At 65.7% G+C, this 25,342-nt stretch carries 25 protein-coding genes; 17 read left to right on the top strand and 8 right to left on the bottom strand.

Annotated features, from left to right (window positions below; all coding sequences use genetic code 11):
• Window positions 1–5: 5 nt before the first annotated feature.
• A complete protein-coding gene (locus tag NYR58_RS11415; RefSeq protein ID WP_261520853.1) occupies window positions 6–269 on the bottom strand; it encodes a DUF1127 domain-containing protein in 264 nt (87 codons plus the stop codon).
• A gap of 196 nt (window positions 270–465) precedes the next feature.
• Here NYR58_RS11415 and NYR58_RS11410 point away from each other — a divergent pair, with 196 nt between their 5' ends.
• On the top strand, window positions 466–1,545 hold the full coding sequence (locus tag NYR58_RS11410) for a LacI family DNA-binding transcriptional regulator (protein WP_261520850.1): 1,080 nt from the start codon (window positions 466–468) through the stop codon (window positions 1,543–1,545).
• Here NYR58_RS11410 and NYR58_RS11405 read toward each other — a convergent pair.
• On the bottom strand, window positions 1,542–3,644 hold the full coding sequence (locus tag NYR58_RS11405) for a molybdopterin-containing oxidoreductase family protein (protein WP_261520842.1): 2,103 nt from the start codon (window positions 3,642–3,644) through the stop codon (window positions 1,542–1,544). The two genes, NYR58_RS11410 and NYR58_RS11405, sit on opposite strands and share 4 nt — an antisense overlap.
• Window positions 3,645–3,865: 221 nt before the next feature.
• Here NYR58_RS11405 and NYR58_RS11400 point away from each other — a divergent pair, with 221 nt between their 5' ends.
• Together NYR58_RS11400 and NYR58_RS11395 are read left to right on the top strand one after the other, a co-directional pair.
• Window positions 3,866–4,303 (top strand): hypothetical protein, encoded by a 438-nt coding sequence (locus NYR58_RS11400; RefSeq protein WP_261520840.1) that lies wholly within the window; start codon window positions 3,866–3,868, stop codon window positions 4,301–4,303.
• Window positions 4,285–4,956 (top strand): ribonuclease T2, encoded by a 672-nt coding sequence (locus NYR58_RS11395; RefSeq protein ID WP_261520834.1) that lies wholly within the window; start codon window positions 4,285–4,287, stop codon window positions 4,954–4,956. Before NYR58_RS11400 ends, NYR58_RS11395 begins: the two co-directional genes overlap by 19 nt.
• A 90-nt stretch (window positions 4,957–5,046) precedes the next feature.
• Here NYR58_RS11395 and NYR58_RS11390 read toward each other — a convergent pair whose 3' ends face one another.
• The gene (locus tag NYR58_RS11390) at window positions 5,047–5,721 is read right to left on the bottom strand and encodes an outer membrane protein (protein ID WP_261520833.1); all 675 of its coding nucleotides are present in this window, start codon (window positions 5,719–5,721) and stop codon (window positions 5,047–5,049) included.
• Between the two features lie 339 nt (window positions 5,722–6,060).
• Here NYR58_RS11390 and NYR58_RS11385 point away from each other — a divergent pair, with 339 nt between their 5' ends.
• From NYR58_RS11385 to NYR58_RS11365, 5 genes are all read left to right on the top strand, one after another.
• Window positions 6,061–6,825: an SDR family oxidoreductase gene (locus tag NYR58_RS11385; RefSeq protein ID WP_261520830.1), complete on the top strand. Its 765-nt coding sequence runs from the start codon at window positions 6,061–6,063 to the stop codon at window positions 6,823–6,825.
• Window positions 6,822–8,792, top strand: a complete 1,971-nt coding sequence (gene uvrC, locus NYR58_RS11380; RefSeq protein ID WP_261520828.1) for an excinuclease ABC subunit UvrC — start codon at window positions 6,822–6,824, stop codon at window positions 8,790–8,792. Before NYR58_RS11385 ends, uvrC begins: the two co-directional genes overlap by 4 nt.
• Before the next feature lie 75 nt (window positions 8,793–8,867).
• A complete protein-coding gene (gene pgsA / locus NYR58_RS11375) occupies window positions 8,868–9,476 on the top strand; it encodes a CDP-diacylglycerol--glycerol-3-phosphate 3-phosphatidyltransferase (protein WP_261520826.1) in 609 nt (202 codons plus the stop codon).
• Window positions 9,477–9,481: 5 nt separating this feature from the next.
• Window positions 9,482–9,733 carry a molybdopterin converting factor subunit 1 gene (gene moaD, locus NYR58_RS11370; protein ID WP_261520825.1) on the top strand — a complete coding sequence of 84 codons (252 nt, stop codon included), beginning with the start codon at window positions 9,482–9,484 and terminating at the stop codon, window positions 9,731–9,733.
• 2 nt (window positions 9,734–9,735) lie between these two features.
• Window positions 9,736–10,206, top strand: coding sequence for a molybdenum cofactor biosynthesis protein MoaE (locus tag NYR58_RS11365; RefSeq protein WP_261520823.1), 471 nt, complete (start codon window positions 9,736–9,738; stop codon window positions 10,204–10,206).
• Window positions 10,207–10,298: 92 nt separating this feature from the next.
• Here NYR58_RS11365 and ndk read toward each other — a convergent pair whose 3' ends face one another.
• Window positions 10,299–10,721 (bottom strand): nucleoside-diphosphate kinase, encoded by a 423-nt coding sequence (gene ndk / locus NYR58_RS11360; protein WP_261520821.1) that lies wholly within the window; start codon window positions 10,719–10,721, stop codon window positions 10,299–10,301.
• A 77-nt stretch (window positions 10,722–10,798) separates the two neighbouring features.
• A complete protein-coding gene (locus tag NYR58_RS11355) occupies window positions 10,799–11,491 on the bottom strand; it encodes a glutathione S-transferase family protein (RefSeq protein WP_261520819.1) in 693 nt (230 codons plus the stop codon).
• 124 nt (window positions 11,492–11,615) lie between these two features.
• On the opposite strand from NYR58_RS11355, the gene NYR58_RS11350 reads away from it, so the two are divergent.
• The 3 genes from NYR58_RS11350 (at window position 11,616) to NYR58_RS11340 (ending at window position 14,781) form a co-directional block, all read left to right on the top strand.
• Window positions 11,616–12,128 (top strand): DinB family protein, encoded by a 513-nt coding sequence (locus NYR58_RS11350; RefSeq protein WP_261520818.1) that lies wholly within the window; start codon window positions 11,616–11,618, stop codon window positions 12,126–12,128.
• Between the two features lie 68 nt (window positions 12,129–12,196).
• A complete protein-coding gene (locus NYR58_RS11345; protein ID WP_261520817.1) occupies window positions 12,197–14,083 on the top strand; it encodes an ABC-F family ATP-binding cassette domain-containing protein in 1,887 nt (628 codons plus the stop codon).
• The gene (locus NYR58_RS11340; RefSeq protein ID WP_261520816.1) at window positions 14,080–14,781 is read left to right on the top strand and encodes an HAD family hydrolase; all 702 of its coding nucleotides are present in this window, start codon (window positions 14,080–14,082) and stop codon (window positions 14,779–14,781) included. The genes NYR58_RS11345 and NYR58_RS11340 overlap by 4 nt, the downstream gene beginning before the upstream one ends.
• 124 nt (window positions 14,782–14,905) lie before the next feature.
• Here the strand turns inward: NYR58_RS11340 and NYR58_RS11335 are convergent, their stop codons facing one another.
• Window positions 14,906–15,352 carry a DNA polymerase III subunit chi gene (locus NYR58_RS11335; protein ID WP_261520812.1) on the bottom strand — a complete coding sequence of 149 codons (447 nt, stop codon included), beginning with the start codon at window positions 15,350–15,352 and terminating at the stop codon, window positions 14,906–14,908.
• Between the two features lies 1 nt (window position 15,353).
• Window positions 15,354–16,847 (bottom strand): leucyl aminopeptidase, encoded by a 1,494-nt coding sequence (locus tag NYR58_RS11330; RefSeq protein ID WP_261520810.1) that lies wholly within the window; start codon window positions 16,845–16,847, stop codon window positions 15,354–15,356.
• 269 nt (window positions 16,848–17,116) lie between these two features.
• Here NYR58_RS11330 and lptF point away from each other — a divergent pair, with 269 nt between their 5' ends.
• The 6 genes from lptF to rsmA all read left to right on the top strand — a co-directional run bounded on the left by lptF (window position 17,117) and on the right by rsmA (window position 24,766).
• A complete protein-coding gene (lptF, locus tag NYR58_RS11325) occupies window positions 17,117–18,298 on the top strand; it encodes an LPS export ABC transporter permease LptF (RefSeq protein WP_261520808.1) in 1,182 nt (393 codons plus the stop codon).
• Complete coding sequence (gene lptG / locus NYR58_RS11320) at window positions 18,295–19,380, top strand: LPS export ABC transporter permease LptG (protein WP_261520807.1); 1,086 nt, start codon at window positions 18,295–18,297, stop codon at window positions 19,378–19,380. Before lptF ends, lptG begins: the two co-directional genes overlap by 4 nt.
• A gap of 2 nt (window positions 19,381–19,382) precedes the next feature.
• Window positions 19,383–21,743, top strand: coding sequence for an LPS-assembly protein LptD (locus tag NYR58_RS11315; RefSeq protein WP_378074573.1), 2,361 nt, complete (start codon window positions 19,383–19,385; stop codon window positions 21,741–21,743).
• Window positions 21,744–21,824: 81 nt separating this feature from the next.
• The gene (locus NYR58_RS11310; protein WP_378074569.1) at window positions 21,825–22,778 is read left to right on the top strand and encodes a SurA N-terminal domain-containing protein; all 954 of its coding nucleotides are present in this window, start codon (window positions 21,825–21,827) and stop codon (window positions 22,776–22,778) included.
• A 21-nt stretch (window positions 22,779–22,799) separates the two neighbouring features.
• Window positions 22,800–23,828: a 4-hydroxythreonine-4-phosphate dehydrogenase PdxA gene (gene pdxA, locus NYR58_RS11305; protein ID WP_261520806.1), complete on the top strand. Its 1,029-nt coding sequence runs from the start codon at window positions 22,800–22,802 to the stop codon at window positions 23,826–23,828.
• The gene (rsmA, locus tag NYR58_RS11300; protein ID WP_261520805.1) at window positions 23,825–24,766 is read left to right on the top strand and encodes a 16S rRNA (adenine(1518)-N(6)/adenine(1519)-N(6))-dimethyltransferase RsmA; all 942 of its coding nucleotides are present in this window, start codon (window positions 23,825–23,827) and stop codon (window positions 24,764–24,766) included. Before pdxA ends, rsmA begins: the two co-directional genes overlap by 4 nt.
• Here rsmA and gmk read toward each other — a convergent pair.
• A complete protein-coding gene (gene gmk / locus NYR58_RS11295) occupies window positions 24,684–25,340 on the bottom strand; it encodes a guanylate kinase (RefSeq protein WP_261520804.1) in 657 nt (218 codons plus the stop codon). The two genes, rsmA and gmk, sit on opposite strands and share 83 nt — an antisense overlap.
• Window positions 25,341–25,342 lie beyond the last annotated feature (2 nt).

Below are 25,342 nucleotides of genomic sequence, written 5' to 3'. Positions count from 1 at the left end.
CGCCTTCAAATACGCTCGCCGCCTGGCAGGAGCCTTCCCAATCCGGTGGGATCAACCTCGTCCCAACTGCCGTCCAGCGCCTCGTAAATCTGCTCCGGGTCGAAACCCATGTCGCGGATGAGGCGTGGGTCCAGACGAGAGATTTCGACGATTGCCCGGCGTTCCTGGCGATGGAGCCGCATGGCGCGCCAGCCCGCCATCAGCGTGCCCAGAACGTCGTACCTGACGCGTTTCTGTTGGAATCGTGCGGAAATGGCTGTCGTGGGCATCTTGCCGCTCCTTCCCTGGCGGTCGCGCTCCGTTCAGCGCAAACTCGCTTATTGAACCGGTTCAAAATCCATTTAGTCCAAAACTTGGACCGGTTCAATAATGTACATCCTTCCAGAAACGCTCGTCAAGCAAAATTTGAACCGGTTCAATCTTTGTGCTAGCTTGAAACCCTGCACGTCGTCCGAAAGAGGAAACATGGCGAAGATCGATTTCGGAAAGGCGCCCACCCTGCACGACGTGGCCAAGGCAGCGGGCGTTTCCAAAGGTACGGCCTCCAATGTCTTCAACCGGCCCGACATCGTGAGGGAGGAAGTTCGGGAGCGGGTGCTGAAGGCGGCCAAATCCATCGGCTATCGCGGCCCGGATCCGAAGGGGCGAATGCTCAGCGCCGGCAAGGTCAACGCCATCGGCGTCGCGACGGTGGAACCGCTGTCCTATTTCTTCGAAGATCCGTATGCGCGGGTGCTGATGGCTGGCATTACCGAAGCCTGCGACGCCAACGGCACGGGCATTTCGCTGGTCTCCGCCGCGAACGAGGAAGAGCTCGCCTGGAACGTGCACAATGCGCTGGTCGACGGTTTCATCCTTTTCTGCCTCAAAGGCGCGGAGCGGCTGATCGCGCTGTCGCGCGAGCGGCAACTTCCTTTCGTGGCGTTGGATTTCGGCTCCGAGGACGAAGGCATGTCGGTCGTCGGCATCGACAATATCGAGGGCGCAAGCCGCGCCGCCCGCCATCTGGCCGAGCTCGGCCATCGCCGCTTCGCCGTTCTCGCCATGGAGTTCATCGAAGGTCGGTCTGGACGGGCGACCATGGAGCAGGTGAACGCCGCCAGCTATTCGGCCTCGCGCGACCGCGTGAAGGGCTACTTCGAAGCGCTGGAGGCGTTCGGCATCGATACGAACAACGTGCCGATCTTCGAGACCTTGAGCGACAGGGAGACAGTCCAGTCGGCGCTTGAGGAGGCGTTTGCCTCGCCCTCTCCACCGACGGCAATCCTTGCTCAATCCGACCGGATTGCACTCCTCGCGCTCGACTGGCTCAAGGAAAAGGGCCTTTCGGTGCCTGCCGATGTCTCCGTCGTCGGTTTCGACGGCGTGCCGGAGAGCGCCACCTCCACCCCTCCCCTTACGACGATCCGGCAGCCCATCGCCGAGATCGGCCGCCGGGCCGTGCTGGCGATCCTGAACCATTCCGGCGGGACCCGGCGGGAGAGGATCGACACGGAACTCGTGGTGCGCGGTTCGACAGCACCGCCGCGAGATCGGGAGGATTAGGCCGCTCTCACCCAAACCTTCGTGTCGTGAAAGGCGGCGCCGCCATAGGGGGCGATGGCGTCGGCGCCGACGAGCACGTTGATGCCCTCGCCGCGCTCATGCGCGCTGTTGGGCCAGATGCCCTCGGCGACCACGACGCCGCGGCGCACGCCTTCAAACACCTTCGCGTGCAGGACCACCTCGCCGCGCCTGTTGCCAATCTCCACCCGGGCGCCGTCTGCAATGCCGAGCTCGGCGGCATCCTCGGGATGCAGCATTACCTCGGGCCGGCCCTCGCGCTTTCGCGAACCGGGCGTTTCGGTGAAGCTCGAATTGAGAAAGGTGCGCGCCGGTGCGGTGACAAGGCGGAAGGGGTGTTCCATGTCCACCGTCTCGATGAAATCCACATGGTCGGGAAATTCCGGCAGATGCGCGTGCGGGCCCTGAAGGCCGATCGACTCCGGCGGCCGGTTCGGGGCCGGAGTTCCCGTCCAGTCCGGCCGGAAACGGAACCTGCCATCGGGATGGGCAAACCCGTTCAGGAAGTGCGCCGTCTCGAAATCCGGCTGCACATCGGCCCAGCGCTCGTGACGGAAGCTGTCGAAGGTGCCGAGGCCACGCCGGCCCAGCATCCAGTCGAGATGCTCGCGCGCCGAAAGGCCGAAGCCCGGCAGATGGGCGACGCCGAGACGGCGCGCCAGCTCTTCGATGACGAAGAGGTTTTCCCGCGCCTCGCCCGGCGCCTCGATGAGCTTCGGCCCAAGCAGGATGTGCTGGTGGCCGCCGCCACGATAGATGTCGTCATGCTCCAGGAACATTGTGGCCGGCAGCACAACATCGGCCAGGCGCGCCGTGTCGGTCATGAACTGCTCATGCACGCAGACGAACAGGTCGTCGCGCAAGAACCCCTGCTTCACCAGCCGCTGCTCCGGCGCAACATTGGCCGGATTGGTGTTCTGGATCAGCATCGCGGTGACCGGCGGGCCGCCGTGAAGCGCTGCCTGATCGCCCGTCAACACACGGCCGATCTGCGACTGGTCCAGCGCACGCACGGCGGGGTCGCGCAGGGCGTGCCCCTCGATCAGCGACTTGTCGAGGCCGAAGATCGCGGAATTGGAATGAAAGGCGCCGCCGCCTTCGTGCTTCCAGGCGCCGGTCACGGCGGCAATGGACAGGGCGGCGTGCATGTTGACTGCGCCATTGCGGTTGCGCGTGAAGCCGTAGCCGAGGCGGAAATAGGTGCGTTTCGTCTCGCCTACCAGCCGCGCGAACGCGTCGATCGCGGCTGCCGGCACCCCGGTGATGGCCTCGGCCCATGCCGGCGTGCGGGTGGCGAGATGCCGTTCGAGCCCGCGTGGATCGTCTGTATACCGCTCCAGATAGTCCCAGTCGGCAAGACCGTCGCGAAACAGCACATGCATCACCGCGCAGGCAAGCGCTCCGTCCGTGCCCGGCCGCACCATGAGCGCCATGTCGGCCTGCTTCATGGTGGCGTTCTCATAAACGTCGATGACGACGATCTTCGCCCCGCGCTCCTTGCGCGCGCGCACGGCGTGGGTCATCACGTTCACCTGGGTGGTCACCGCGTTGGTGCCCCAGATGACCACGCAATCGGCCCTTGCCATCTCGCGGGGATCCGGCCCGCGCAACGCTCCGGCCCCCATGACGAAGCCGGTCCAGGCGGGGTTGGTGCAGATGCTGTCGAACTGCTGGGAATAGCGTTTGGCGTGGCGCAGACGATGAATCGAATCGCGCTGCACGAGGCCCATCGTGCCGGCATACTGATAGGGCCAGACGGTCTCGCTGCCGTGCTTCTCCTCGGCCTTCACAAAGGCTTCGGCCACGCGGTCGAGCGCTGCCTCCCAACTCGCCTCCTTCCAGGCGCCCTCCCCCTTGGCACCGGCGCGCACCAGCGGCTTGAGCAGGCGCTCGGGATGGTGCACGCGCTCGGCATAACGCGCCACCTTGGCGCAGATGACGCCGGCCGTATAGCTGTTGTCCCTGGCACCGTGCAGGCGGCGGATGCGGCCGTTCTCGATCTCGATGTCGAGCGCGCAGGTGGAAGGACAGTCGTGCGGGCAGGCCGAATGGCCGATGCTGATGTTGGCATGCGTGTTCATGGGCCGCACGTTAGCGGTTTTGCACACCGGCGCGTAGACCCAGATCGGTCAAAAATGCTTGGGCCATCCATGCATGGGATTGATGTCTCGGCAGATGCGCCCCCTTCGGGCACGCGCAGCCGGCGCCCGTGACACAAGCACGGATGCGGCATCTTGACCGCGGCGGGCGGCTGGTCGAAACTCGCCGCGGCGCTTCACGCTCAGACGGGAGAGATTCGCTCATGGCACGCCCATCCGCCTTTCTTGCAGGTCTTGCGGTTTCCATCGCGGCGATGGCGCCGCTTTCTCCTGCCGGTGCGGCGGACATGCCCGGCACCTACGGCATGGACGATGCCATCTGCGGGCACCCCAATGTGAGGGGCGCCATTGCGCACCGTTTCCGCCACCAAGTGGCCCATGTGCCACACCTGCCGGACGTCGCCATTGCCGATTTCCAGGGCGTGCGCCAGACGCGCTACGAGCCGGCGGGGCCCAGAAGCCCCATCGAGCGGCGCTATTGCGCGGCAACGGTGCGACTGAGCGACGGGCAGGACCGGCAGATCTGGTATCTGATTGAATATGGACAGGGTTTCGCCGGGCTGGGCGACAACGTGGAATTCTGCGTCTCCGGCTTCGACCGCTGGAACGTCTACAACAGCGCATGCCACGTGCTGCGCTAGGCAGGCGGCTCCTCGCCGCTGCGGCGCTTCTGGCGGCGGCAGGGACTGCCTTCGCCGAGGAACCGGGCGCGACATCCGGCAGTTTCGATTTCTACGTCCTGTCGCTCTCCTGGTCGCCCAGCTATTGCGCGGCCGAGGGGGCAGATGCCAATCCCCGTCAGTGCGGGCGGGAACGGCCCTATGCCTTCATCGTGCACGGGTTGTGGCCGCAGCATGAGGACGGCTACCCGGAGTTCTGCCGCAGCGACCAGCCTGATCGCGTGCCGGAGCTTCTGGTGCGGCAATATCTCGACATCATGCCCTCGGCGGGTCTTATCGGCCACCAATGGCGCAAACACGGCTCCTGCTCCGGCCTCGCGCAAGCGGACTATCTGGCGCTGACGCGCAGGGCACGCGAACGGATAAACATCCCCGCGGAGGTCACGCGGCTGGAAGAGCCGCGCATGGTGGCGCCCGAGGCGGTGGAGGCAAGCTTTCTTGCCGCCAATCCGGGTCTTGCCGGCGATGGCATCGCCGTGACCTGCGACCGGCGCTACCTGCGCGAGGTGCGCATCTGCATGACCCAGGATCTTGAGTTCCGGTCCTGTCCGCAGGTCGACCGCCGTGCCTGCAGCCGAAAGAAAGTGCTCATGCCGCCGGCGCGCGGCGGCTGACATCTCTCCCTCCTTTCCGGGAGGGCGGCAAAGAAAAGGCGCGCGCGGTTTCCCGCGCACGCCGTTGCGCACATTCGCTTGCGCGTCGTCCTAGAACTGCATGCCGATGCCGACCAGAACCTTGTTGCTGCGGGTTTTGACGTCGTAGTCCGAGCCGCCCACGGAGAAGGTCCTGCTGCCGAGATCCGTATAGCGGTACTCGACGCGCGCGAAAGCCTTCTCGGTAACTTTCATGTCGGCGCCGACACCGGCCGTCCAACCCCACATCGAGTGGGAATCGGAGGAGGAGCCAGCCGACAGCTTATGGCGGCCGCCTGCACCACCGGCGGTGGCGTAGAGCAGCACGTTGTCGGTCGCCGCGACGCCGACACGGGCACGCAGCGTGCCATCGACGCCACCCTTGGAGCTCAGACCGGCGTTGCGGCCCTCGATGCCGTTGTAGCCGACATCGCCTTCCACACCATAGACGAAGCTGCCGGACTGCCAGTTCCAACCGGCGAAGCCGTTACCGACGAAGCCATCGGTGTTGATCTTGGTGTTCGGGCCACCGGCCTGGTCGGCGTTGGTGCGGCTGGAGAAGCCGTAACCCGCCGCAACACCGGCATAGCCACCTTCCCAAGAGGCCACGGGAGCCTGCGGCATGGGAGCCGCGACAGGCGGCGCCGGAGGCGGCTCGGCGATCATATCGGCAGCCTGTGCGGGGATGGCCGCGGCGGCAAAAAGGCCGGCTGCCGCCGCGCCCATCATCAAATTCCTGACTTTCATGTGTCAACTCCTTGCCACATCTGCATAACTGGGGAGGCGCTCCTGCCGGGAGGTAGCAGAAAGCACCCCGATGTGCCCCCAAAACCGCCGGGTCTGCGCATCTCTTCGAGGCATCCGACGGCTTCCGCCAACGCGAGTGAAAAACAGTTCAAAAATGGCCGGATAATGGCCAACGGTATAAAACGCCGCCGCCGGCCTGCAACGACTGCGCGCTGTGGCTGCCAGGACACAGTCTGCCGGCGGCCATTACGGGCACGACGCGTCAGCAGCGCGCCGCAGGGCGCTATGAATGGCCGTATCAGACCTTATATAAGGAGCTTGCCAAGCAACGGGTGAGACATGCGGCAGACAGGCGACGGTGCGCTGGTGACGGGCGGCGCGAGACGAATCGGCAGGGCGATCGTGCTCGATCTGGCGGCACACGGCTTTCGCGTGGCGATCCACTGCAACAGCGCGCGCGAGGAGGCCGAGCGCCTGGCGGCGGCGATTCGCGCCGAGGGAGGCGACGTCTGCGTGCTGCCGGCCGACCTCACCGATGCACGGCAGGCCGCGCAGCTCGTGGAGACGGCGGCCGAGGTCCTCGGCTCCCTGCGCCTCGTGGTCAACAACGCCTCCGTCTTCGAGGAGGACCGGGTCACGGATTTCGACGATGACATCTGGGAGCGGCACTTCGCCCTGCATGTGAAGGCACCGGCCGTCATCGCGCGCGGCTTCGCCCGGCTGCTGCCCAAGGAAGAACAGGGGCTGATCGTCAACATGATCGACCAGCGCGTCTGGAAGCCGACGCCGCGATTCTTCAGCTACACGCTGTCGAAATCGGCGTTGTGGATGGCAACACGCACCATGGCGCAGGCGCTGGCGCCGCGCATCCGGGTCAATGCGATCGGGCCCGGCCCTTCCCTGCCCAACGCCCGCCAGAACGAAGCCAACTTCCGCCGCCAGACGAACGCGCTGCCGCTCGGGCGCGGGCCGGAGCTGCCGGAGTTCGGCGCTACGATCCGCTATCTGTGGGAGACGCCCTCCGTGACCGGGCAGATGATCGCCCTCGACGGCGGGCAGCACCTCGCCTGGCAGACGCCGGACACCACCGGGGTGGCCGAATGACCCAGCCCCAGAGCCAGGAAAACGCAAGCCGCGAGATCGACACCCTTGGCGGCGGGGCGATCGAATGGGACAGCGCGCCGAGCGAGAGCGGGACCATCGGCGTGGAGGTGATCCAGACGATGGTCGGGCGCCTGCCCAACGCGCCCGGCGTCTACCGCATGATGAACAGGCAGGGCGATGTGCTCTATGTCGGCAAGGCGCGCAGCCTGAAGAAGCGTGTGGCCAATTACGCCCAGGGGCGCGGCCATTCCAACCGCATTGCGCGGATGATCCGCGAGACGGCATCCATGGAGTTCGTCGTCACGCGCACGGAGACCGAGGCGCTGCTTCTGGAGGCCAACCTCATCAAGCGCCTGAGGCCGCGCTTCAACGTGCTTTTGCGGGACGACAAGTCCTTTCCCTATATCCTTCTGACCGGGGACCACCCGGCCCCCGGCATCTTCAAGCATCGCGGGGCTCGCACCAGGAAGGGCGACTATTTCGGCCCGTTCGCCTCTGCCGGCGCCGTGGGACGCACGATCAATGCGCTGCAGCGGGCATTCCTGCTGCGCACCTGCACCGATTCGGTCTACGAGAGCCGAACGCGCCCCTGCCTGCTCTACCAGATCAAGCGCTGCTCGGGTCCGTGCACGGGTGAGATCGGCACGCAGGACTATGCGCGGCTGGTGGCGGAAGCGAAAGCCTTCCTTTCGGGGCGCTCCAGCAAGGTGAAGGCGGACATTGCCGCAGCCATGCAGGAGGCTGCGGAGGCGCTCGATTTCGAGCGCGCGGCGGTCTATCGCGACCGCCTGGCGGCCCTTTCCCACGTCCAGGCGCATCAGGGCATCAATCCGCAAAGCATCGAAGAGGCGGATGTCTTCGCCATCCATCAGGAGGGCGGGCAGAGCTGCATCCAGGTGTTCTTCTTCCGCACCGGACAGAACTGGGGCAACCGGGCCTATTTCCCCAAGGCGGACCCGGCACTGGGGCCGGCGGAGGTGCTCGGCGCCTTTCTCGCCCAGTTCTATGACGACAAGCCCTGCCCGCGCACCATCCTTCTGTCGCATCCCGTGGAGGAACAGGCCCTGCTGGCAGAGGCCCTGTCGACACGCGCCGGGCACAAGGTGCAGGTGCAGGTGCCGCAGCGCGGCGAGAAGAAGGATCTTGCAGGCCATGCCCTGCAGAACGCCCGGGAGGCGCTGGCGCGCAGGCTGGCCGAGACCTCGTCGCAGGCGCGGCTGCTCGAAGGCTTTGCGCAGACCTTCGGCCTGGAGAGCGTGCCACGGCGCATCGAGGTCTACGACAACTCGCACATTATGGGCACCAACGCGGTGGGCGCCATGATCGTCGCGGGGCCGGAAGGCTTTGCGAAGAACCAGTATCGCAAGTTCAACATCCGCTCCACCGACATTGCGCCGGGCGACGATTTCGGCATGATGCGGGAGGTGATGCAGCGGCGCTTCTCCCGCCTTTTGAAGGAGGAAGGGCTGCCGGAGAACGGCCGCGACGGGGAGGAGAAGGACACCCTGCCCGCATGGCCGGACGTCATCCTGATCGACGGGGGGCAGGGACAGATGAGCGCCGTGCGCCAGATCCTTTGCGATCTCGGCATCGCCGAGGCGGTGACGGCCATCGGCATCGCCAAGGGGCCGGACCGCGACGCCGGGCGCGAGCGCTTCTTCATGGAAGGGCGGCAGCCCTTCTCTCTTCCGGTGCGCGATCCCGTTCTCTACTTCGTGCAGCGCCTGCGCGACGAGGCGCATCGCTTTGCCATCGGCTCGCACCGGGCACGGCGGAAGAAGGAGATGGTGAAGAACCCGCTCGACGAGATCGCCGGCATCGGGCCGGGCCGTAAAAGGGCGCTGCTCCACCACTTCGGCACCGCCAAAGCGGTGAGCCGGGCCGGCATCGAGGACCTGATGGCGGTGGACGGCATCTCCGAATCCATCGCGCGGCAGATCTACAACCACTTTCACGAGGGCGGATGAGGCTTTACGGCTCCGGCAGGGCCCCATATGTCATGGTGGAGCGGTGTCCGAGGCTTCCGATTTGAAAGACCCCCCATGAGCCAGCAATCCATGCAACATCAACACACCTTCAACCTGCCCAACCTGCTGACCTATGCGCGGATCATGGCCGTGCCGCTCATCGTGCTGTGCTTCTTCCTGGAAGGGCGGCTGCAATCGAGCGACTTCGCGCGCTGGTCGGCCCTCGCCATCTTCCTGGCGGCGAGTGTGACCGACTATCTCGACGGCTATCTGGCGCGCACCTGGAAGCAGACCTCGAACATCGGCCGGATGCTGGATCCCATTGCAGACAAGCTTCTCGTGGCCACCTGCCTGCTTCTGCTGGCGGCCGACACGGACCATACCATCGCCGGATGGACGCTGTGGGCGGCGATCATCATCCTGTGCCGGGAAATCCTGGTCTCGGGCCTGCGCGAGTATCTGGCGGAACTGAAGGTGAGCGTGCCGGTCACCCAGCTCGCCAAGTGGAAGACGACCATCCAGATGGTGGCGATCGGCTTTCTGCTCGCCGGGCCCGCCGGCGACAAGGTGGTGCCCTACATTACAGAGGCGGGCATCGCGCTGTTGTGGTTCTCGGCGCTGGTGACGCTTTACACCGGCTACGACTACTTCCGCGCCGGGCTCAAGCACATCATCGAGGAATGAGCGCCATGAAACTCGTCTACTTCGCCTGGGTGCGCGAGCGCATCGGAAAGGAGAGCGAGACCGTGGCGCTGCCGCCGGAGGTGGGCACCGTGGCCGAGCTGCTTTCCTGGCTCAGGCAACGCGGCGAAGGCTATGCGGCAGCCCTCGAACAGCCGCAGGTCATCCGCGTCGCCATAGACCATGAACACGTCACGCACGAGACGCGGCTGCCGGCGGACGGCGAGGTGGCGCTGTTTCCGCCCATGACGGGAGGCTGACCGTGGCAGAACCCTGCCAGCCCCGGGTGCGCGTGCAGGCCGAGGACTTCGACGCCGCCCTCGAAATCGAGCGGCTGACGGCCGGACGCCGCGACATCGGTGCGGTGGTGACGTTTACCGGCCGCTGCCGCGACGAGGGCGGAAGGCTGGCGGCGCTGGAACTGGAACACTATCCCGGCATGGCGGAGGCGCAGATCCGCCGCATTGCCGAGGAGGCGGCGCGACGCTGGGCGCTTTCGGGCCTGAGCGTCATCCACCGCTTCGGCAGGCTGGCACCGGGAGAGAACATCGTGTTGGTGGTCGCCGCCTCGGCGCACCGCAGGGCCGCGCTCGAAGCGGCGGATTTTCTGATGGACTATCTGAAGTCCTGCGCGCCCTTCTGGAAGAAGGAGCATCTGGCCGGCGGCGGGGAAGGCGACTGGGTGGCGGCAAAGGCAGAGGACGAGGCAGCACTCGAACGCTGGCGCAAATAGCCCCCTTGCCCTTCCGCCAGCAAAAAGCCGGGCTGGGCCCGGCTTTCTTGGAGTCTTCCCAAGCGGTTGCGGCAGAAAGCTGCAAGCCCGATTCAACCGACGAGCTCGACCTCGGAAAACCAGTAGCGGATCTCCTGCTCGGCCGTCTCGGGCGCATCGGAGCCATGAACGGAGTTCTCGCCGATGGACTTGGCATAGAGCTTGCGGATGGTGCCCTCCGCGGCATCGGCCGGGTTGGTGGCGCCCATGATCTCGCGGTTCTTCGCAATGGCGTTCTCGCCTTCCAGCACCTGCACCACGGTGGGGCCGGAGGACATGAACTCGCACAGCTCGTCGAAGAAAGGACGATCCTTGTGGACGGCGTAGAAGCCCTCGGCCTGGCGGCGGCTCATCCAGACGCGCTTGGAAGCGATGACCCTGAGGCCCGCATCCTCCAGCATCTTGGTGATGGCGCCCGTGAGGTTGCGGGCCGTCGCGTCCGGCTTGATCATGGAAAAGGTGCGTTCGATCGCCATGTGTGATCCTTGCGTTTGACGGGAAAGAAGTGAGATGGCGGGTCTATAGCGGCGCGCGCGGCCCGTGTGAAGAGTGTTCAGGCTGCCGCCGGCACACGACGGCACAGCCCGTCATAGAGATCGAGGCAGCGCGCGAACCATTCGGCCACCGGATCGTCCGCCGCCAGGAAAGAAAAGGGCGAGGTGACGCGCGCCCACTGGAGGGCGCCGGCAACGATGTGATCGGCAAACAGCGGGCGCTCGCCGCCCATAAAGGGCTGCTGCCGGAAGAGCGTGCGCAGCGGCGCCAGGCTTTCCCGAAAGGCTGGCAGCCTTGCTTCCCGATCCGCCGGCACCTCCTCCAGCCGCCTTCCGAAACGTGCCTCGCGGCTTTCGCGGAAATAGGCGCGGTCGGCAGGTCCCAGCATGTCGTGGATGTCCATCAGCGCAGCCTCGCCGATGAAGGTGTGCAGCGTAAGCTGCGACCAGCGCTCGACAAAGCGCGCCATCGCCTTGCCGCCCTCCCCGGCGAAAAGCGTCGGCCGGTCGGGATAGGTCTCCTCAAGATAGAGCGCAATGGCAAAGGAATCGCTTATCAGGCGATCGCCGTCGCGGATGAGCGGCAGCTTGGCGGTGGCCCCGTTCTCGATGCCGGCAATCTCGGTAAAACGGACAGGAACTGTCCGAAAGGCCAGGCCCTTGTGGGCAAGGGCGAGTGCCGCCTTCCAGCAGTGCGGGCTGAAGGGACGGCGCTCGTCGGCCCCCACCAGTTCATAGAGCAGAATCGTCATCGGTCTCTCCCTCTCGGCCTGCGCTGCCCCAAGCATTGACCCTGCTGGACCAAGCCTCCGGCGTTGACAGGCGCCGGCAAGGAGGATGCGCTAGCCGCGTTACATTGCAAGAGCGGGAGACGGCATGAAGAAACATTTCGAGATGATGGCAGCCTACAACCATTGGGCAAACAGCCTGCTGTACGCGGCGGCGGCCGAGCTGAGCGAAGAGGAATACGGACGCGACGTGGGCGCCTTCTTCAAGTCCATGAAAGGCACGCTGAACCATATTCTGGTGGCCGATCGCATCTGGATGAAGCGCTTTACCGGCAAGGGAAACGCGCCGGCCAGGCTCGACGCCGTCCTCTACGAGGCGTTTCCCGCGCTCAGGCAGGCACGGGAGGCAGAGGATCAGCGCATCATCGAATGGGTGGCCAGCCTCGACCGGACCACGCTGGAGGGCCGTTTCACCTATATGACCGTGGTTAACCCGCGCATGGTCTCGCAACGGCTGGCGCCGGCGCTTACCCACTTCTTCAACCACCAGACCCACCACCGCGGCCAGGCGCACATGATCCTGTCGGTGCTGGGAAAGGAGCCGCCATCCCTCGATATCATCTATTTTCACAGAACGCCGGAGGGGCAGGCATATTCATGAGGCGAGCCCGCCTTCTCCCACGAAGGGGCTTGCCAGCATCGAGCGCCTCGGCCTAAACCGCGCCGGTCATGCTTTCGATCAACGACCTTTCACTGCGCGTCGCCGGGCGGCTGCTCATCGAGGGGGCTTCGCTCTCCCTGCCCGCCGGCACCAAGGCGGGGCTGGTGGGCCGCAACGGCACCGGCAAGACGACGCTTTTTCGCGCCATCACCGGCGAGCTTGCGCCGGAGACGGGTTCCATCAGCCTGCCGAAGGGAACGCGCATCGGCCAGGTGGCGCAGGAGGCGCCGGGCACCGAAGAGCCGTTGATCGACATCGTTCTGAAGGCGGATGCCGAGCGCGAGCGGCTGCTGCGGGAAGCGCAGGAAGCGCAGGACCCCCACCGCATCGCCGAGATCCAGGTACGGCTGGCCGACATCGACGCGCATTCGGCAGAGGCGCGAGCGGCGGCGATCCTCTCCGGCCTGGGCTTCGACGCGCAGGCCCAGAAGCGCCCGGCTTCCTCCTTCTCCGGGGGATGGCGGATGCGGGTGGCGCTGGCGGCGGTGCTGTTTGCCGAGCCCGACCTTCTGCTGCTCGACGAGCCGACCAACTATCTCGATCTCGAAGGCACGATGTGGCTGGAAAGCTATCTGGCGCGCTATCCGCACACCGTGCTGCTCATCAGCCACGATCGCGACCTGTTGAACAATGCCGTCTCCTCCATCGTGCATCTGGAGCGCAGAAAGCTGACCCTCTGGCGCGGCGGCTACGACCAGTTCGCCCGGCAATATGCCGAGAAGGCGCAGCTTCAGGAGAAGATGCGCGCCAGGCAGGAGGCGCAGCGCAAGCACATGGAAGCCTTTGTCGAGCGCTTCCGCTACAAGGCGTCCAAGGCCAGGCAGGCGCAGTCGCGCCTGAAGGCGCTGGCACGCATGCAGCCCATCGCCGCGGCGGTGAACGAGCATGTCGCGCCCTTCCGCTTTCCGGGTCCGGCAAAGGAAGTGGCCTCGCCCATCGTCGCCATCGAAGGAGGGGCCGTGGGCTATGAACCGGGCAAACCGGTGCTGAAGGGCCTCAACCTGCGCATAGACAATGACGACCGTATCGCACTTCTGGGCGCCAACGGAAACGGCAAGTCCACCTTCGCCAAGCTGGTGGCGGGGCGACTTGCCCTGGAAAAGGGCAGCATGACGCTGGCGCCGGGACTGAAGGTTTCGATCTTCGCCCAGCATCAGCTCGAGGAGCTGCGCCCCGAGGAGAGCGCCTTCCAGCACGCGCGGCGGCTGATGCCTGAGGCGCCGGAGGCGAAAGTGCGCGCCCGCGTGGCGCAGTTCGGCCTCGCCACGGAAAAGATGGACACGCCGGCCAGGGACCTTTCGGGCGGCGAGAAGGCGCGGCTCCTGATGGGGCTCGCCGCCTTTGCCGGCCCCCACCTCTTCATCCTCGACGAGCCGACCAATCACCTCGACATCGACAGCCGCGAGGCGCTGGTGGAAGCACTCAACGCCTATGAGGGCGCGGTGATCCTCATCAGCCACGACCGGCACCTGATCGAAGCCTGCGCTGACCGGCTGTGGCTCGTCAGCGACGGCACGGTGCGCCCGTATGACGGCGACATCGAAGACTACAGGGCGCTGACGACCGGCGGAGCGGGGCGCGCCAGGCAGAGACGCGAGGCGGAACGGGCCGAGAAGACCTCCAAGGTGGAACGCCGGCGCGAAGCGGCAAGGAAGCGCGCTGCGCTGGAGCCCCTCGCCAAGGAGATCAAGGCGACCGAGGGCCTGATCGAGCGGACGCGGAAACGCATCGCCGCCATCGAGGCGGAGATGGCGGATGCCGGCCTCTATGAACGCGACCCGGCGCGCGCCTCCAGGCTTGCCAAGGAGCGCGCGGAACTGCAACGCCTGGTGGAGCGGCAGGAGGAGAAATGGCTGGAGCTTTCGACGGAATATGAGGAGGAAATGGCGGAGTGAGCCTGCGCCTGATCGGCTTCGATGCCGACGACACGCTGTGGCACAATGAACGCTTCTATCGGCTGACGGAAGCGCGCTTTGCCGAGCTTTTGGGCGACTTCGCCGAGCCGCAGGACCTTTCCGCCCGGCTTCTGGAGGCAGAAAGGCGCAATCTCGGCAGATATGGCTTCGGCATCAAGGGCTTCACCCTGTCGATGATCGAAACCGCCATCGAGGTCACCGGGGGCCGGGTTCCGGCGCCGACAATCCAGGCCATTCTGGACGCCGGGCGCGAGATGCTGGACCACCCGGTGGAAACGCTGCCGCATGCCCGCGAGACGCTGGAGCGGCTTTGCGGGCGCTTTCGCATCGTGCTCATCACCAAGGGCGACCTCTTCGACCAGGAGCGCAAGCTGGCGGCGTCCGGGCTCGGAGATTTCTTCGACGCGGTGGAGATCGTCAGCGACAAGAACCGCGCCGTCTACGAGCGCATCTTCGCCCGTCATGGCGAGGGCCCCGAGAGGGCGCTGATGGTGGGAAATTCGATGAAATCGGATATTCTGCCGGTGATCGAGGCGGGCGGCTGGGGCGTGTTCGTCCCTCATGAGCTGACCTGGGCGCACGAACATGCCGAAGCGCCGGAGGCTGCGGAGCGCTTCCGCCGGATCGGGCATCTGGGCGAGCTGGAGCCTCTGATCGAGGAAATCGCAGGCGGTTGAGCGGCACGCCGCAACGCCCCGCCTAGGGCATTTTGCAGCCAGATGGAATCATCTGGAGTCGCACAAATGCCGCAAAAACAAAGAGATGGACCGGATCAGCGTTTCAATGAAACAATGAACCGGTCTAGCCCTTCTTCTGCCACCGTCGATCCGGCCCCTGTTGCCAATAGGTAACGGTGTGGCCGGCGGCCTTCATCGCCTTCCACTGGGCGCGGGCAGCCTCGAGCTGGGCAGTGTCGTGGCCGTCGAAGAGGAAGACCGCGCGCTCGTAGCCGTCGAGCGGGCCGGGCTCGGCGCCGTCCACCAGAAAACGGATGGTGGCGCCGTTGATGTTTTCCCTGCCGGTGGTGATGAGGATGGGCTGGGCCCCGGCATTCGGCTCCCGGTCGGTGCCATGGGGCAGGAAGCTGTCGTCGCGGAAGGTCCACAAATGGGCGTCGAGGGCGTCCCGGCGCTCCTCGCCGGCGGTCTGGACCGCAACCCTCCACCCCCGCTCGAGGCTCTTCTCCACGAGCGGGGGCAACGCTTCTTCAAGCGTCGATTCGGTGAGGTGGTAGAAGAGAGCCTCCACCCTACCCCTCGTAGTGATCGGCCACCAGCCTGTCGAGCAGGCGCACGCCATAGCCGGATGCCCAGGACTGGTTGATCTCGGAAGACGGTGAGGCCATGGCGGTGCCGGCCACATCCAGATGCGCCCAGGGCGTCTCGCCGACAAAACGCTTCAGGAACTGGGCGGCGGTGATCGCGCCGGCATAGCGGCCGCCCGTGTTCTTCATGTCGGCGTTCTTGGTGTCGATCAGCTTGTCGTACTCAGCACCCAGCGGCATGCGCCACACCTTCTCGCCAGTGGCGCTGCCCGCCACGCTCAGGCGCTCGGCCAGCGCGTCGTCGTTGGAGAAGAGGCCGGCATGGGCATTGCCCAGCGCGATGAGAATGGCGCCGGTGAGCGTGGCCAGGTTGACCATGAATTGCGGCTTGTATTCCTCCTTGCAATGCCAAAGCAGGTCGGCAAGCACGAGGCGCCCCTCGGCATCGGTGTTGATGATCTCGATCGTCTGCCCGGACATGGATGTGACGATGTCGCCCGGCCGCTGGGCATTGCCGTCGGGCATGTTTTCCACCAGGCCGATGATGCCCACCGCATTGACCTTCGCCTTGCGGGCCGCCAGCGCATGCATGACGCCGACGACAGCGGCTGCGCCGGCCATGTCACCCTTCATGTCCTCCATGCTGGCGGCGGGCTTGATGGAAATGCCTCCGGTATCGAAGACGACGCCCTTGCCGACGAAGGCCACGGGCTTCTGCTTTGCCTTGCCACCGTTCCAGCGCATCACCGCCACGCGCGGCGGGCGGGCCGAGCCCTGGGCGACGCCAAGAAGCGCACGCATGCCAAGCTTCTTCAGCTCCTTCTCCGTGAGGATGTCGACCTTGACGCCGAGATCCTCCAGCTTCTTCGTGCGCTCGGCAAACTCCACCGGCCCCAGAACATTGGCCGGCTCGTTGACGAGATCGCGCGCCAGAAGCACGCCATCCCCCACCGCAGCCATCTCGGCGAACGCCTTCCTGGCAGAGGCGGGATCGGCGCACTGGATGGTGAACTTCGATGGCTTTGCCGCTTCCTTGGATTCGCCGTCGTTCTTGCGGGTCTTGTACTTGTCGAAGGTGTAGGAGCGCAGGACGATGCCCAGGGCGAGCAACGCGGCCTCGCGCGGCGAGGGTCCGCCATCGGCAACCTCGGCGACCAGGGTCGCCTCCTTGGCCTTGCCGGCAGCGGCAAAGGCGGCGCCGCCGATCCTGAGCCATGCCTGCTCGTCGAGTTCCTCCGTCTTTCCGGCACCAACCACCGCAAGGCGATCATAGTCCGTACCGCGCGGCGCCAATGCCTCCACCGTCGCGGCGAGCTTGCCGGAAAAGTCCGCTGCGGCAAAGACCTTCGGCAGGACATCCTCCGGGTCGCAGGCTCTTGCAGCCTCCCCGAGCTTGCCCCCATCGGACGCCAGGACGATGACAGTGCCCTTGGCAGGCACGGCGAATTTGGCGAAGGCGACGGTCGGTTTCTCTGTCATGGAACTTCCTGTGCGGTAAGGTTTTCGCAGGTGGCGCGATCTTGGCGGTTTTGAACGAATTGACAAGGGGGTGGCAAGGGCTATGACACTTGAGCCGCGGGAAGCAATTCGTTAACCGCGTTTCTTTCCGCTTCCTTAGGGCTGCCTGCGACAGGCTCGACGCGGGGACGATCTCTGCCCGCGCGCAAGCGCGGGGTTGCGCCATGGCTTGTCCGGCGTTGGGACTCCCTGCCACACGGTGGCCTTCAAAACGGGTGACACATCGGCCGATGAAGGTTTTGGAACGCTATATCCTGCGGCGCACCCTGTCGATCTTCGCGGCCGCCCTTGCCTGGGTCCTCGTCATCGTGTGGACCACGCAGGTGTTGAATCGCATCGACCTGGTGACCAACAGCGGGCAGTCCGTGGCCACTTTCTTCTTGGCGGGAATGCTGACACTGCCGTCGGTGATCCCGATCATCATGCCGTTCGCCATCGGCATCGCCGTGGCCCACACGCTGGCGACCATGAACACCGACTCGGAGCTGGTGGTGATCAGCGCTGCCGGCAGCCCGCGGATCACCATCATCCGGCCGATCCTGCTCATCGCCATCGTTGCGAGCATCGCCGCCTTTGCCATCAACAACACGCTGGAGCCCTTCTCGCGGCAGAAGCTGCGCCAGATCCTGGCCAATGCGAATGCCGACCTGATCTCCAGCCTGCTGCAGGAAGGCACCTTCGAGGAGGTGGACGACGGGGTCTTCGTGCAGATTTCGCAGCGCCTGCCGGACGGGCAACTGGGCGGCATCATCGTGGCCGACACGCGCGAGAAGGACACCAAGCTTATCTATCACGCCCGCCGCGGCGTAACCGTCGAGCAGGACAACGGCAGCATTCTCGTCATGCAGGACGGGCAGGTGCAGCGGCAATCGGCGGATGGCGATGTCTCGGTGATCCGCTTCCAGACCTATGCCTTCGACCTGTCGCAGTTCACGCGCGGTGGCGGGGAGCCGACCCTGTTTCCCAAGGACCGCTACCTGACCTATCTGCTCAACCCGGATCCCAACGACAAATACTATGCGACCAAGCCGCAGCAATATCACGCCGAGGTGCACAAGCGGCTGACGGAGTGGCTCTATCCGATCGTCTTCGCGCTCATCGGCATCGCGGTGGCGGGCGATGCGCGCTCCTTCCGCGAGGCGCGCATGCACCCCATGGTCACGACGCTGACCATCGGCCTGCTGGTGCGCTGGGCGGGTCTCTATGCCGAAAACGAGGCGGAGACCCAGCCCTTCTTCTCCTTCGTGCTCTATGCCGTGCCGGTGGCCATGATGGGCATCTGCTGCGTCTTCATCGCCACCAACCGCATGATGGAGCTGCCCACCCACTGGGTGGAAAAGCTCAATGAACATGTCCAGCGCCTTCGCGACAACTCCTCGCGCCGCTTCGGCCGGGCATGGAGGCGCGTATGATCGGCCGCACGCTGGGCGGTTATTTCTTCCGCCGCTACGCGGTCATCACCGCGTGGAACTTCGTCGGCATCGCGGCGCTGGTCTTCGTCGTCACCTTTACCGAAATCGCCGGGCGCTTCGGCGATCTGCCCGGCTATTCGGCGCAGTGGGCGCTCGGACTTGCGGCGCTGCAGATGCCCTTCATCATGCAGCAGGTGGTGCCCTTCATCGGCCTCATTGCCGCCATGGCCACCCTCATCAGCCTCAACCGTAAGTACGAACTGGTGGTGGCGCGCGCCGCCGGCATCTCGGCCTGGCAGTTCCTCACGCCGATTGCGCTCGGCGCCTTCGTCTTCGGCCTTTTTGCCGTTCTGGTGCTCAACCCCGTGGCCGCCACGGCCTTCGCCAAGGCGCAAGCCGTGGAGGCGCAGGTGCGCGGTGCGAAGAGCCGCGCCGGCGAGAACAAGGAGCGCTGGATCAAGCAGCGCACCGATGCGGGCGAGACGGTGATCGGCGCCGCGGCGACGCTCGACGGCGGCACGGAACTGGTGCGCCCGGTCTTCATCGTCATCGACGATTCGGGAAACATCGTGGAGCGGCTCGACGCCGCGCGCGCCTGGCTGCGCGAGGGCTATTGGGAGCTGAGGCAGGTCACGCGGCGGCGCGGCAACAATGCACCGGAGCGCCTGGAGAGCGCGAGCGTGGAGACGAATCTGGAGCCCGAATTCGTCAGCCAGCAGCTTACCCAGCCCGAGGCCGTGTCGATCTTCGACCTCCCCTCGAAGATCGAGGTGGCGCGCTCTTTCGGCTTTCGCGCCAATGACTTCGCCATGCATTTTCACTCTTTGATAACGCTGCCGCCGCTGCTGGTGGCCATGACGCTGATTGCGGCCACGGTCTCCATGCGATTTGCACGCATGGGACTGCCCGTCACAGTGATTCTGGGTGGCATCGTCGCCGGCTTTCTGCTTTATGTCGTCTCGGTCCTGGTAAAGGCGTTCGGCAGCGCCGGTCTCGTGCCGCCCTTCGTGGCGGCGTGGATGCCGGTGATGGTGGCATTGTTCTATGGGATAACGTTCCTGTTGTTCAAGGAGGACGGGTAGTGGTGGGGGATGCGGCGAAGGGCAAGCGCAAAGGCGTCTGCTCGAGGCGCAGGCTGCGCGCAAGGACCGGTGCTGCGCTCGTCGCCCTCATCGCGGCGACATCCGTGGCGCTTGCGCAGGTGGATCCGCTTGTCGGGCGCGACCTGCCGCAGGATGCGCAGATGCTGCTCAGCGCCGACACGCTCGTCTACGACAACGACCGCAACACCATCAGCGCGGTGGGCGGCGTACAGATCGAATATGCCGGCTACCGGCTGGTTGCCCAGCGCGTTACCTATGACCGCGGCACCTCTCGCGTGATCGCCAGCGGCAAGGTGGAGATCGTCGAGGAAGACGGCAACCGCATCTATGCCGACCAGATCGACGTGACCGACACGCTGAGCGACGGGTTTGCCCGGGCGCTGCGCGTGGAGACTGTCGATAAGACCTATTTTGCCGCCGAAACCGCCGAGCGCGCGGCGGGCCGGCTGACCACCTTCAACAAGGCGGCCTACACGGCCTGTGCGCCATGCGAGGAGAAGCCCGACAGGCCGCCCCTCTGGCAGATCAAGGCACAGAAGATCATCTGGGACGGACAGGCCAAGACGGTGCGCTTCGAGCGCTCGCGATTCGAGTTCTTCGGCCTGCCGATCGCCTATCTGCCCTATTTCGAGATCGCCGACCCGACGGTAAAGCGCAAGTCCGGCTTCCTGATCCCCAGTTTCAAGAGCAGCAGCGAGCTCGGCTACGGGGTGAAGGTGCCCTACTACTTCGCGCTCTCCCCCACCTACGATCTCACCGTCTCGGTAACCGGCTACACCAAGCAGGGCTTCCTCGGCGAGGCGGAGTGGCGGCAACGTTTCAACAATGGCTACTACAATCTGAAGGTGGCGGGCATCCGCCAGCAAAGCCCCGAGGAGTGGAAGTCCAACGAGCTCGACAGCCAGCAGACAGACCGCGGCATGATCGGCTCCTCGGGACGCTTCGACATCAACCCGCGCTGGGCCTTCGGCTGGGACGTGCTGGTGCAGTCGGACAAGAATTTCTCGCGCACCTACGACATCGAGGGCTTTTCCGACCAGGTGTTCCGTTCGCAGGTCTATCTGACGGGCCTCGAAGACCGGAATTTCTTCGACCTGCGGGCGTACCGCTTCACGGTCCAGGAGAGCTCGTTGAACGGCCGCAACGACAAGCAACCCGACGTTCTGCCGAGCTTCGACTATTCCTTCACGCCCGACCGCCCCGTGGCCGGCGGCGAGCTGAGCATCGATGTCAACATCCAGGCGTTGCGGCGCGATGAAGGGATGTACAGCCCCAACAACAACCCCACCAAGCTGCAGGGGCTTGAAGGGGATTCGGCCCGGCTGACGGCGGAGGCGGAGTGGAAACGCTCCTTCGTCACCAGCGCGGGCCTGGTGCTGACGCCCATCCTTCATGCCCGCGGCGACGGCATCTATAGCGACCTGTCGGCCGATGCCCAGAAGAGGATCATGGACTTCACCATCGACGGGCAGGCCACCAACGCCGACATCCGCTCCTCCTATTACCGGGCGATGGTGACGGCGGGGCTCGAGGCACGCTGGCCGATCCTCTTTTCCACCAGCAGCGCCTCGCATGTGCTGGAGCCGATGGCGCAGATCTTCGTGCGGCCCAACGAGCCCTATCACGACACGCTGGGCATTCCCAACGAGGACGCGCAATCGCTTGTCTTCGATGCCTCGACCCTGTTCGAGCGCGACAAGTTCTCCGGCTACGACCGCATGGAGGGCGGCACGCGGGCCAATCTCGGCATCCGCTATTCCGGCAGCTTTGCCAATGGCTGGACCGCGCACGGCCTTTTCGGCCAGTCCTATCATCTGGGCGGCGTCAACTCCTATGCCTCGCCCGATCTGGTGAACGCCGGCGCCTATTCCGGGCTGGAGTCGGATGTGTCCGATTTCGTGGGGCTTGTCGGTTTGACGGCGCCGAACGGTTTCTCCGCCTCGCTTGCCGGTCGTTTCGACCAGGAAACGTTCGACCTGCGGCGCGCCGATGTGCGAGCGGGCGCGACCATCGGCCCGCTGAACCTCAACGCGCAGTATGCCTTCATCGCGAGCCAGCCGCTCTATGGCTTCGATGAGGACCGCCGCGAGATCAGTGGCCAGGCTTCGCTGCGCTTCCACGAGAACTGGCGCGCCTTCGCCTCCGGCACCTACAATCTGGAGGAGAGCACGCTGGTGAAAAACGCGTTCGGCTTTGCCTATGACGACGAGTGTTTCATCTATACAATGACCTTTACGCGCAAGCGCAAGGATGGAGAGTGGGAAACCACATACGGCTTCAACATCGCATTGCGCACGCTCGGCGAGTTCGGCAGCAGTTCGGGCGCCTTCTCCTCGCAATAGGAGTGCTGGCAGGCGGTGCCACGGTTTTGCCGCTCGGACCGGTTAAAGACGGGAAAACCGCATGCGAATGGTCGATGTGAGATGAGAAGAACGAGAGCAGCCACACCCGCCGCCAAGGCACGCCTCGTGGTGACGGCGATGCTGGCGGCCGCCCTGTCTGCCGCGGTGCTGGCACCGGCCGGCCCTGCCCGGGCGGCGGAGATCCGCTATGTGGTCAACAACCGCGCGGTCACGAGCTACGACATTCAGCGCCGTGTGGCGCTGCTGCGGCTGATGCAGCGGAAGGGCAATCTCAACGAGATTGCCGCCCAGGAGATGATCGACCAGACCCTGCGCCTGCAGGCCATCGAGCGGCGGGGCTTGCCCATCACCGACGAGATGGTCAATCAGTCCTATGCCAACTTCGCCAGCTCAAACAATCTCTCGGTCGCGCAGCTCGACCAGATCCTGGCGCAGGCCGGGGTGACGAAGCAGCACTTCAAGGACTTCATCCGCACACAGATCGGCTGGGGTCAGCTGGTGCGGGCACGCCAGCGCTCGTCGGACTCGCTTTCGGAGCAGGACGTGGTGCGCCGCATGCTGCAGCAGGGCGGCCAGAAACCGTCGGCCACCGAATACATCCTGCAGCGCGTGATCTTCGTCATTCCCTCCGGCGAGCGCGCCCGGCTTCTCGAAAAGCGCCGGCGCGAGGCGCGGGCCATGCGCGACCGCTTCGAAAGCTGCGACACGACCGTGGAGTTTGCCAAGGGGCTGATCGACGTGACCGTGCAGGACATGGGGCGCGTTCTGGCCCCCGAACTGCCGCCGGAATGGCGCGAGGCGGTGCAGAACACGCGCCCGGGCGGCGCCACGCCGGTGCGGGAGACCGCGCGGGGCGTGGAATTCATCGGCGTCTGCAGCGCGCGCGAGGTCTCCGACGATTATGCCGCAAGGCTGGTGTTCCAGAGCCAGGAAGGTGGCGACGAGAACATCGAGAAGCTGTCGGAGGAGATGATGGCGGAACTGCGCGAAAGAGCGCGCATCGACAGGCGCTGACGAAACCGGCGGCGGGGCACCGTGAGCGGCAATTCTTCTCCGCCCCTGGCGGTGAGCATCGGCGAGCCGGCTGGTATCGGGCCGGAGATCCTTCTGACGGCATGGTCGGCGCGAAAGGCGCTGGCGCTGCCGGCCTTCTACGTGCTTGGCGATACGGAGCTTCTTGCGGCGCGGGCGCGGCGGGTGGGCCTTGACGTGCCGATTCGCGAGACGACGCCGGAGAGCGCTGCGGAGGCGTTTTCCGCCGCCCTGCCGGTGGTGCCGCTCGAAAACCGGCTTTCGGATGTGCCGGGTGCGCCCTCTCCCGCCAATGCTACTGGGGTGATCGAGGCCATCAGACGCGGGGTGCAGGACGTGCTGTGCGGCCGGGCCGCCGGGCTCGTCACCTGTCCCATCGCCAAGAAGCCGCTCTATGACGCGGGATTCGAGCACCCCGGCCATACCGAATATCTCGGCCATCTGGCAGAGCAGGCCACGGGCCAGCCCGCCAACGCGGTGATGATGCTGGCAGGGCCGGAGCTGCGCACCGTGCCGGTGACGGTGCACCAGGCGCTGGAGACCGTTGCGGGAAGCCTGAACCAGGAGACGATCGAACGGACGGGCGAAATCGTGGCGCGCGACCTTGCCACGCGCTTTGCCATCCCCTCCCCGCGCCTGGCGGTGGCCGGTCTCAACCCCCATGCGGGCGAAGGCGGCGCCATGGGGCGGCAGGAGATCGAGATCATCGCGCCGGCGGTCAGGGCGCTGCGCGCGGCGGGCATCAACGCCTTCGGGCCGCTGCCGGCCGACACGATGTTCCACGCCGCGGCGCGAAAGAACTACGACGCCGCGCTTTGCATGTATCACGACCAGGCGCTGATCCCGGTCAAGACGCTGGCCTTCGACGAGACTGTGAACGTGACGCTGGGCCTGCCCTTTATCCGCACCTCGCCCGACCATGGGACGGCCTTCGACATCGCGGGCAAGGGGATCGCCCGTCCCGACAGCCTGGTCGCTGCGATCAGGCTGGCCCGGCTGCTGGCGGACAACGAGAGAAAGCAGACGCCATGACGGCGGACGGGTTGCCGCCGCTGCGGGCGGTGATCGAGCGGCACGGGCTCTTCGCAAAGAAGGCGCTCGGCCAGAACTTCCTGCTTGACCTCAACCTCACCGGACGCATCGCACGCCAGGCCGGACGGCTGGACGGCGTGCGCGTGATCGAGGTGGGCCCCGGGCCGGGCGGGCTGACGCGGGCGCTGCTGGCCGAGGGCGCGGCGCACGTCGTGGCGATCGAGCGCGACGAACGCTGCATCGCCGCGCTTGAAGAAATTGCGACGCACTATCCCGGCCGGCTGGAAATCGTGGCCGGCGATGCGCTGAAAACGGATTTCGCGGCCCTCGCCACCGGGGCGGAACGGGTGAAGATCGTCGCCAACCTGCCCTACAATATCGGCACGGAGCTTCTGGTGCGCTGGCTGACGCCGGAAAGCTGGCCGCCCTTCTACGAATCGATGACGCTGATGTTCCAGCGCGAGGTGGCCGAGCGAATCGTCGCCCGACCCGGCAGCAGCCAGTACGGGCGGCTGGGCGTGCTGGCCGGTTGGCGCTGCGAGGCGCGAATCGCCTTCGACGTACCGCCGCAAGCCTTTACGCCGCCGCCCAAGGTGACCTCCTCGGTGGTCAACATCATGCCGCGCCGGCAGCCTTTTCCGGCCTCCGTGGAGGTGCTGTCACGCGTCACGGAGGCAGCCTTCGGCCAGCGGCGCAAGATGCTGCGCCAGAGCCTGAAGGCCCTGGGCGGCGAGGCGCTTCTGGAAAAGGCCGGCATCGAGGGCACGCGGCGGGCGGAAACCCTGTCTGTGGCGGAGTTCGTGGCGCTGGCAAACGCCTATGCCGGTGAGAGCGGCCAGCCGCCGAAGGAAGCGCCTATTGCGGCTTCTCCTCCAGAAGCTGCGCCACGAAATCGAACAGCCCCGGCCGGCGGTCGCGGCGCAGGCGCTCGGCGGTGACGATGGCGCGAACGCTCTCGAAGGCGCGGTTGAGGTCGTCGTTGATGATCACATAGTCGTAGTCCCGCCATTGCTCGATTTCCAGGCGGGCATTGCTGAGTCGCGTCTCGATGACATTCTCGGGATCCTCGGCGCGCCGCTTCAGCCGGGCCAGCAGCTCGCGCATGGAGGGCGGCAGGACGAAGATCGAGACCAAGTCTCCACGCATCTTGTCGCGAAGCTGGGCCGCACCCTGCCAGTCGATGTCGAAGAGCATGTCGCGCCCCTCGGCAATGGCCACCTCGACCGGCTTTCGGGGCGTGCCATAGAGGTTCCCGTGCACCTCCGCCCATTCGAGAAGCTCGTCATTGTCGCGCAGGATCTCGAACTCGCGCTGCGATTTGAAGTGATAGTGCACACCCTCGATCTCGCTGCCCCGGCGCGGGCGCGTGGTCACGCTCACCGACAGCTCGAAGCCTGGAACCTTTTCCAGCAGATTGCGCGCGATGGTGGACTTGCCAGCCCCCGAGGGCGAGGACAGAACGAGCATGACGCCCCTGCGGCGGATGCCGTTTGAGGAGGGATCGGGTTCCATGG

Origin of the sequence: Chelativorans intermedius (assembly GCF_025398255.1) — a bacterium.
Taxonomy (GTDB): domain Bacteria; phylum Pseudomonadota; class Alphaproteobacteria; order Rhizobiales; family Rhizobiaceae; genus Chelativorans; species Chelativorans intermedius.
This window is presented reverse-complemented; position numbering and strand designations above follow the sequence as displayed.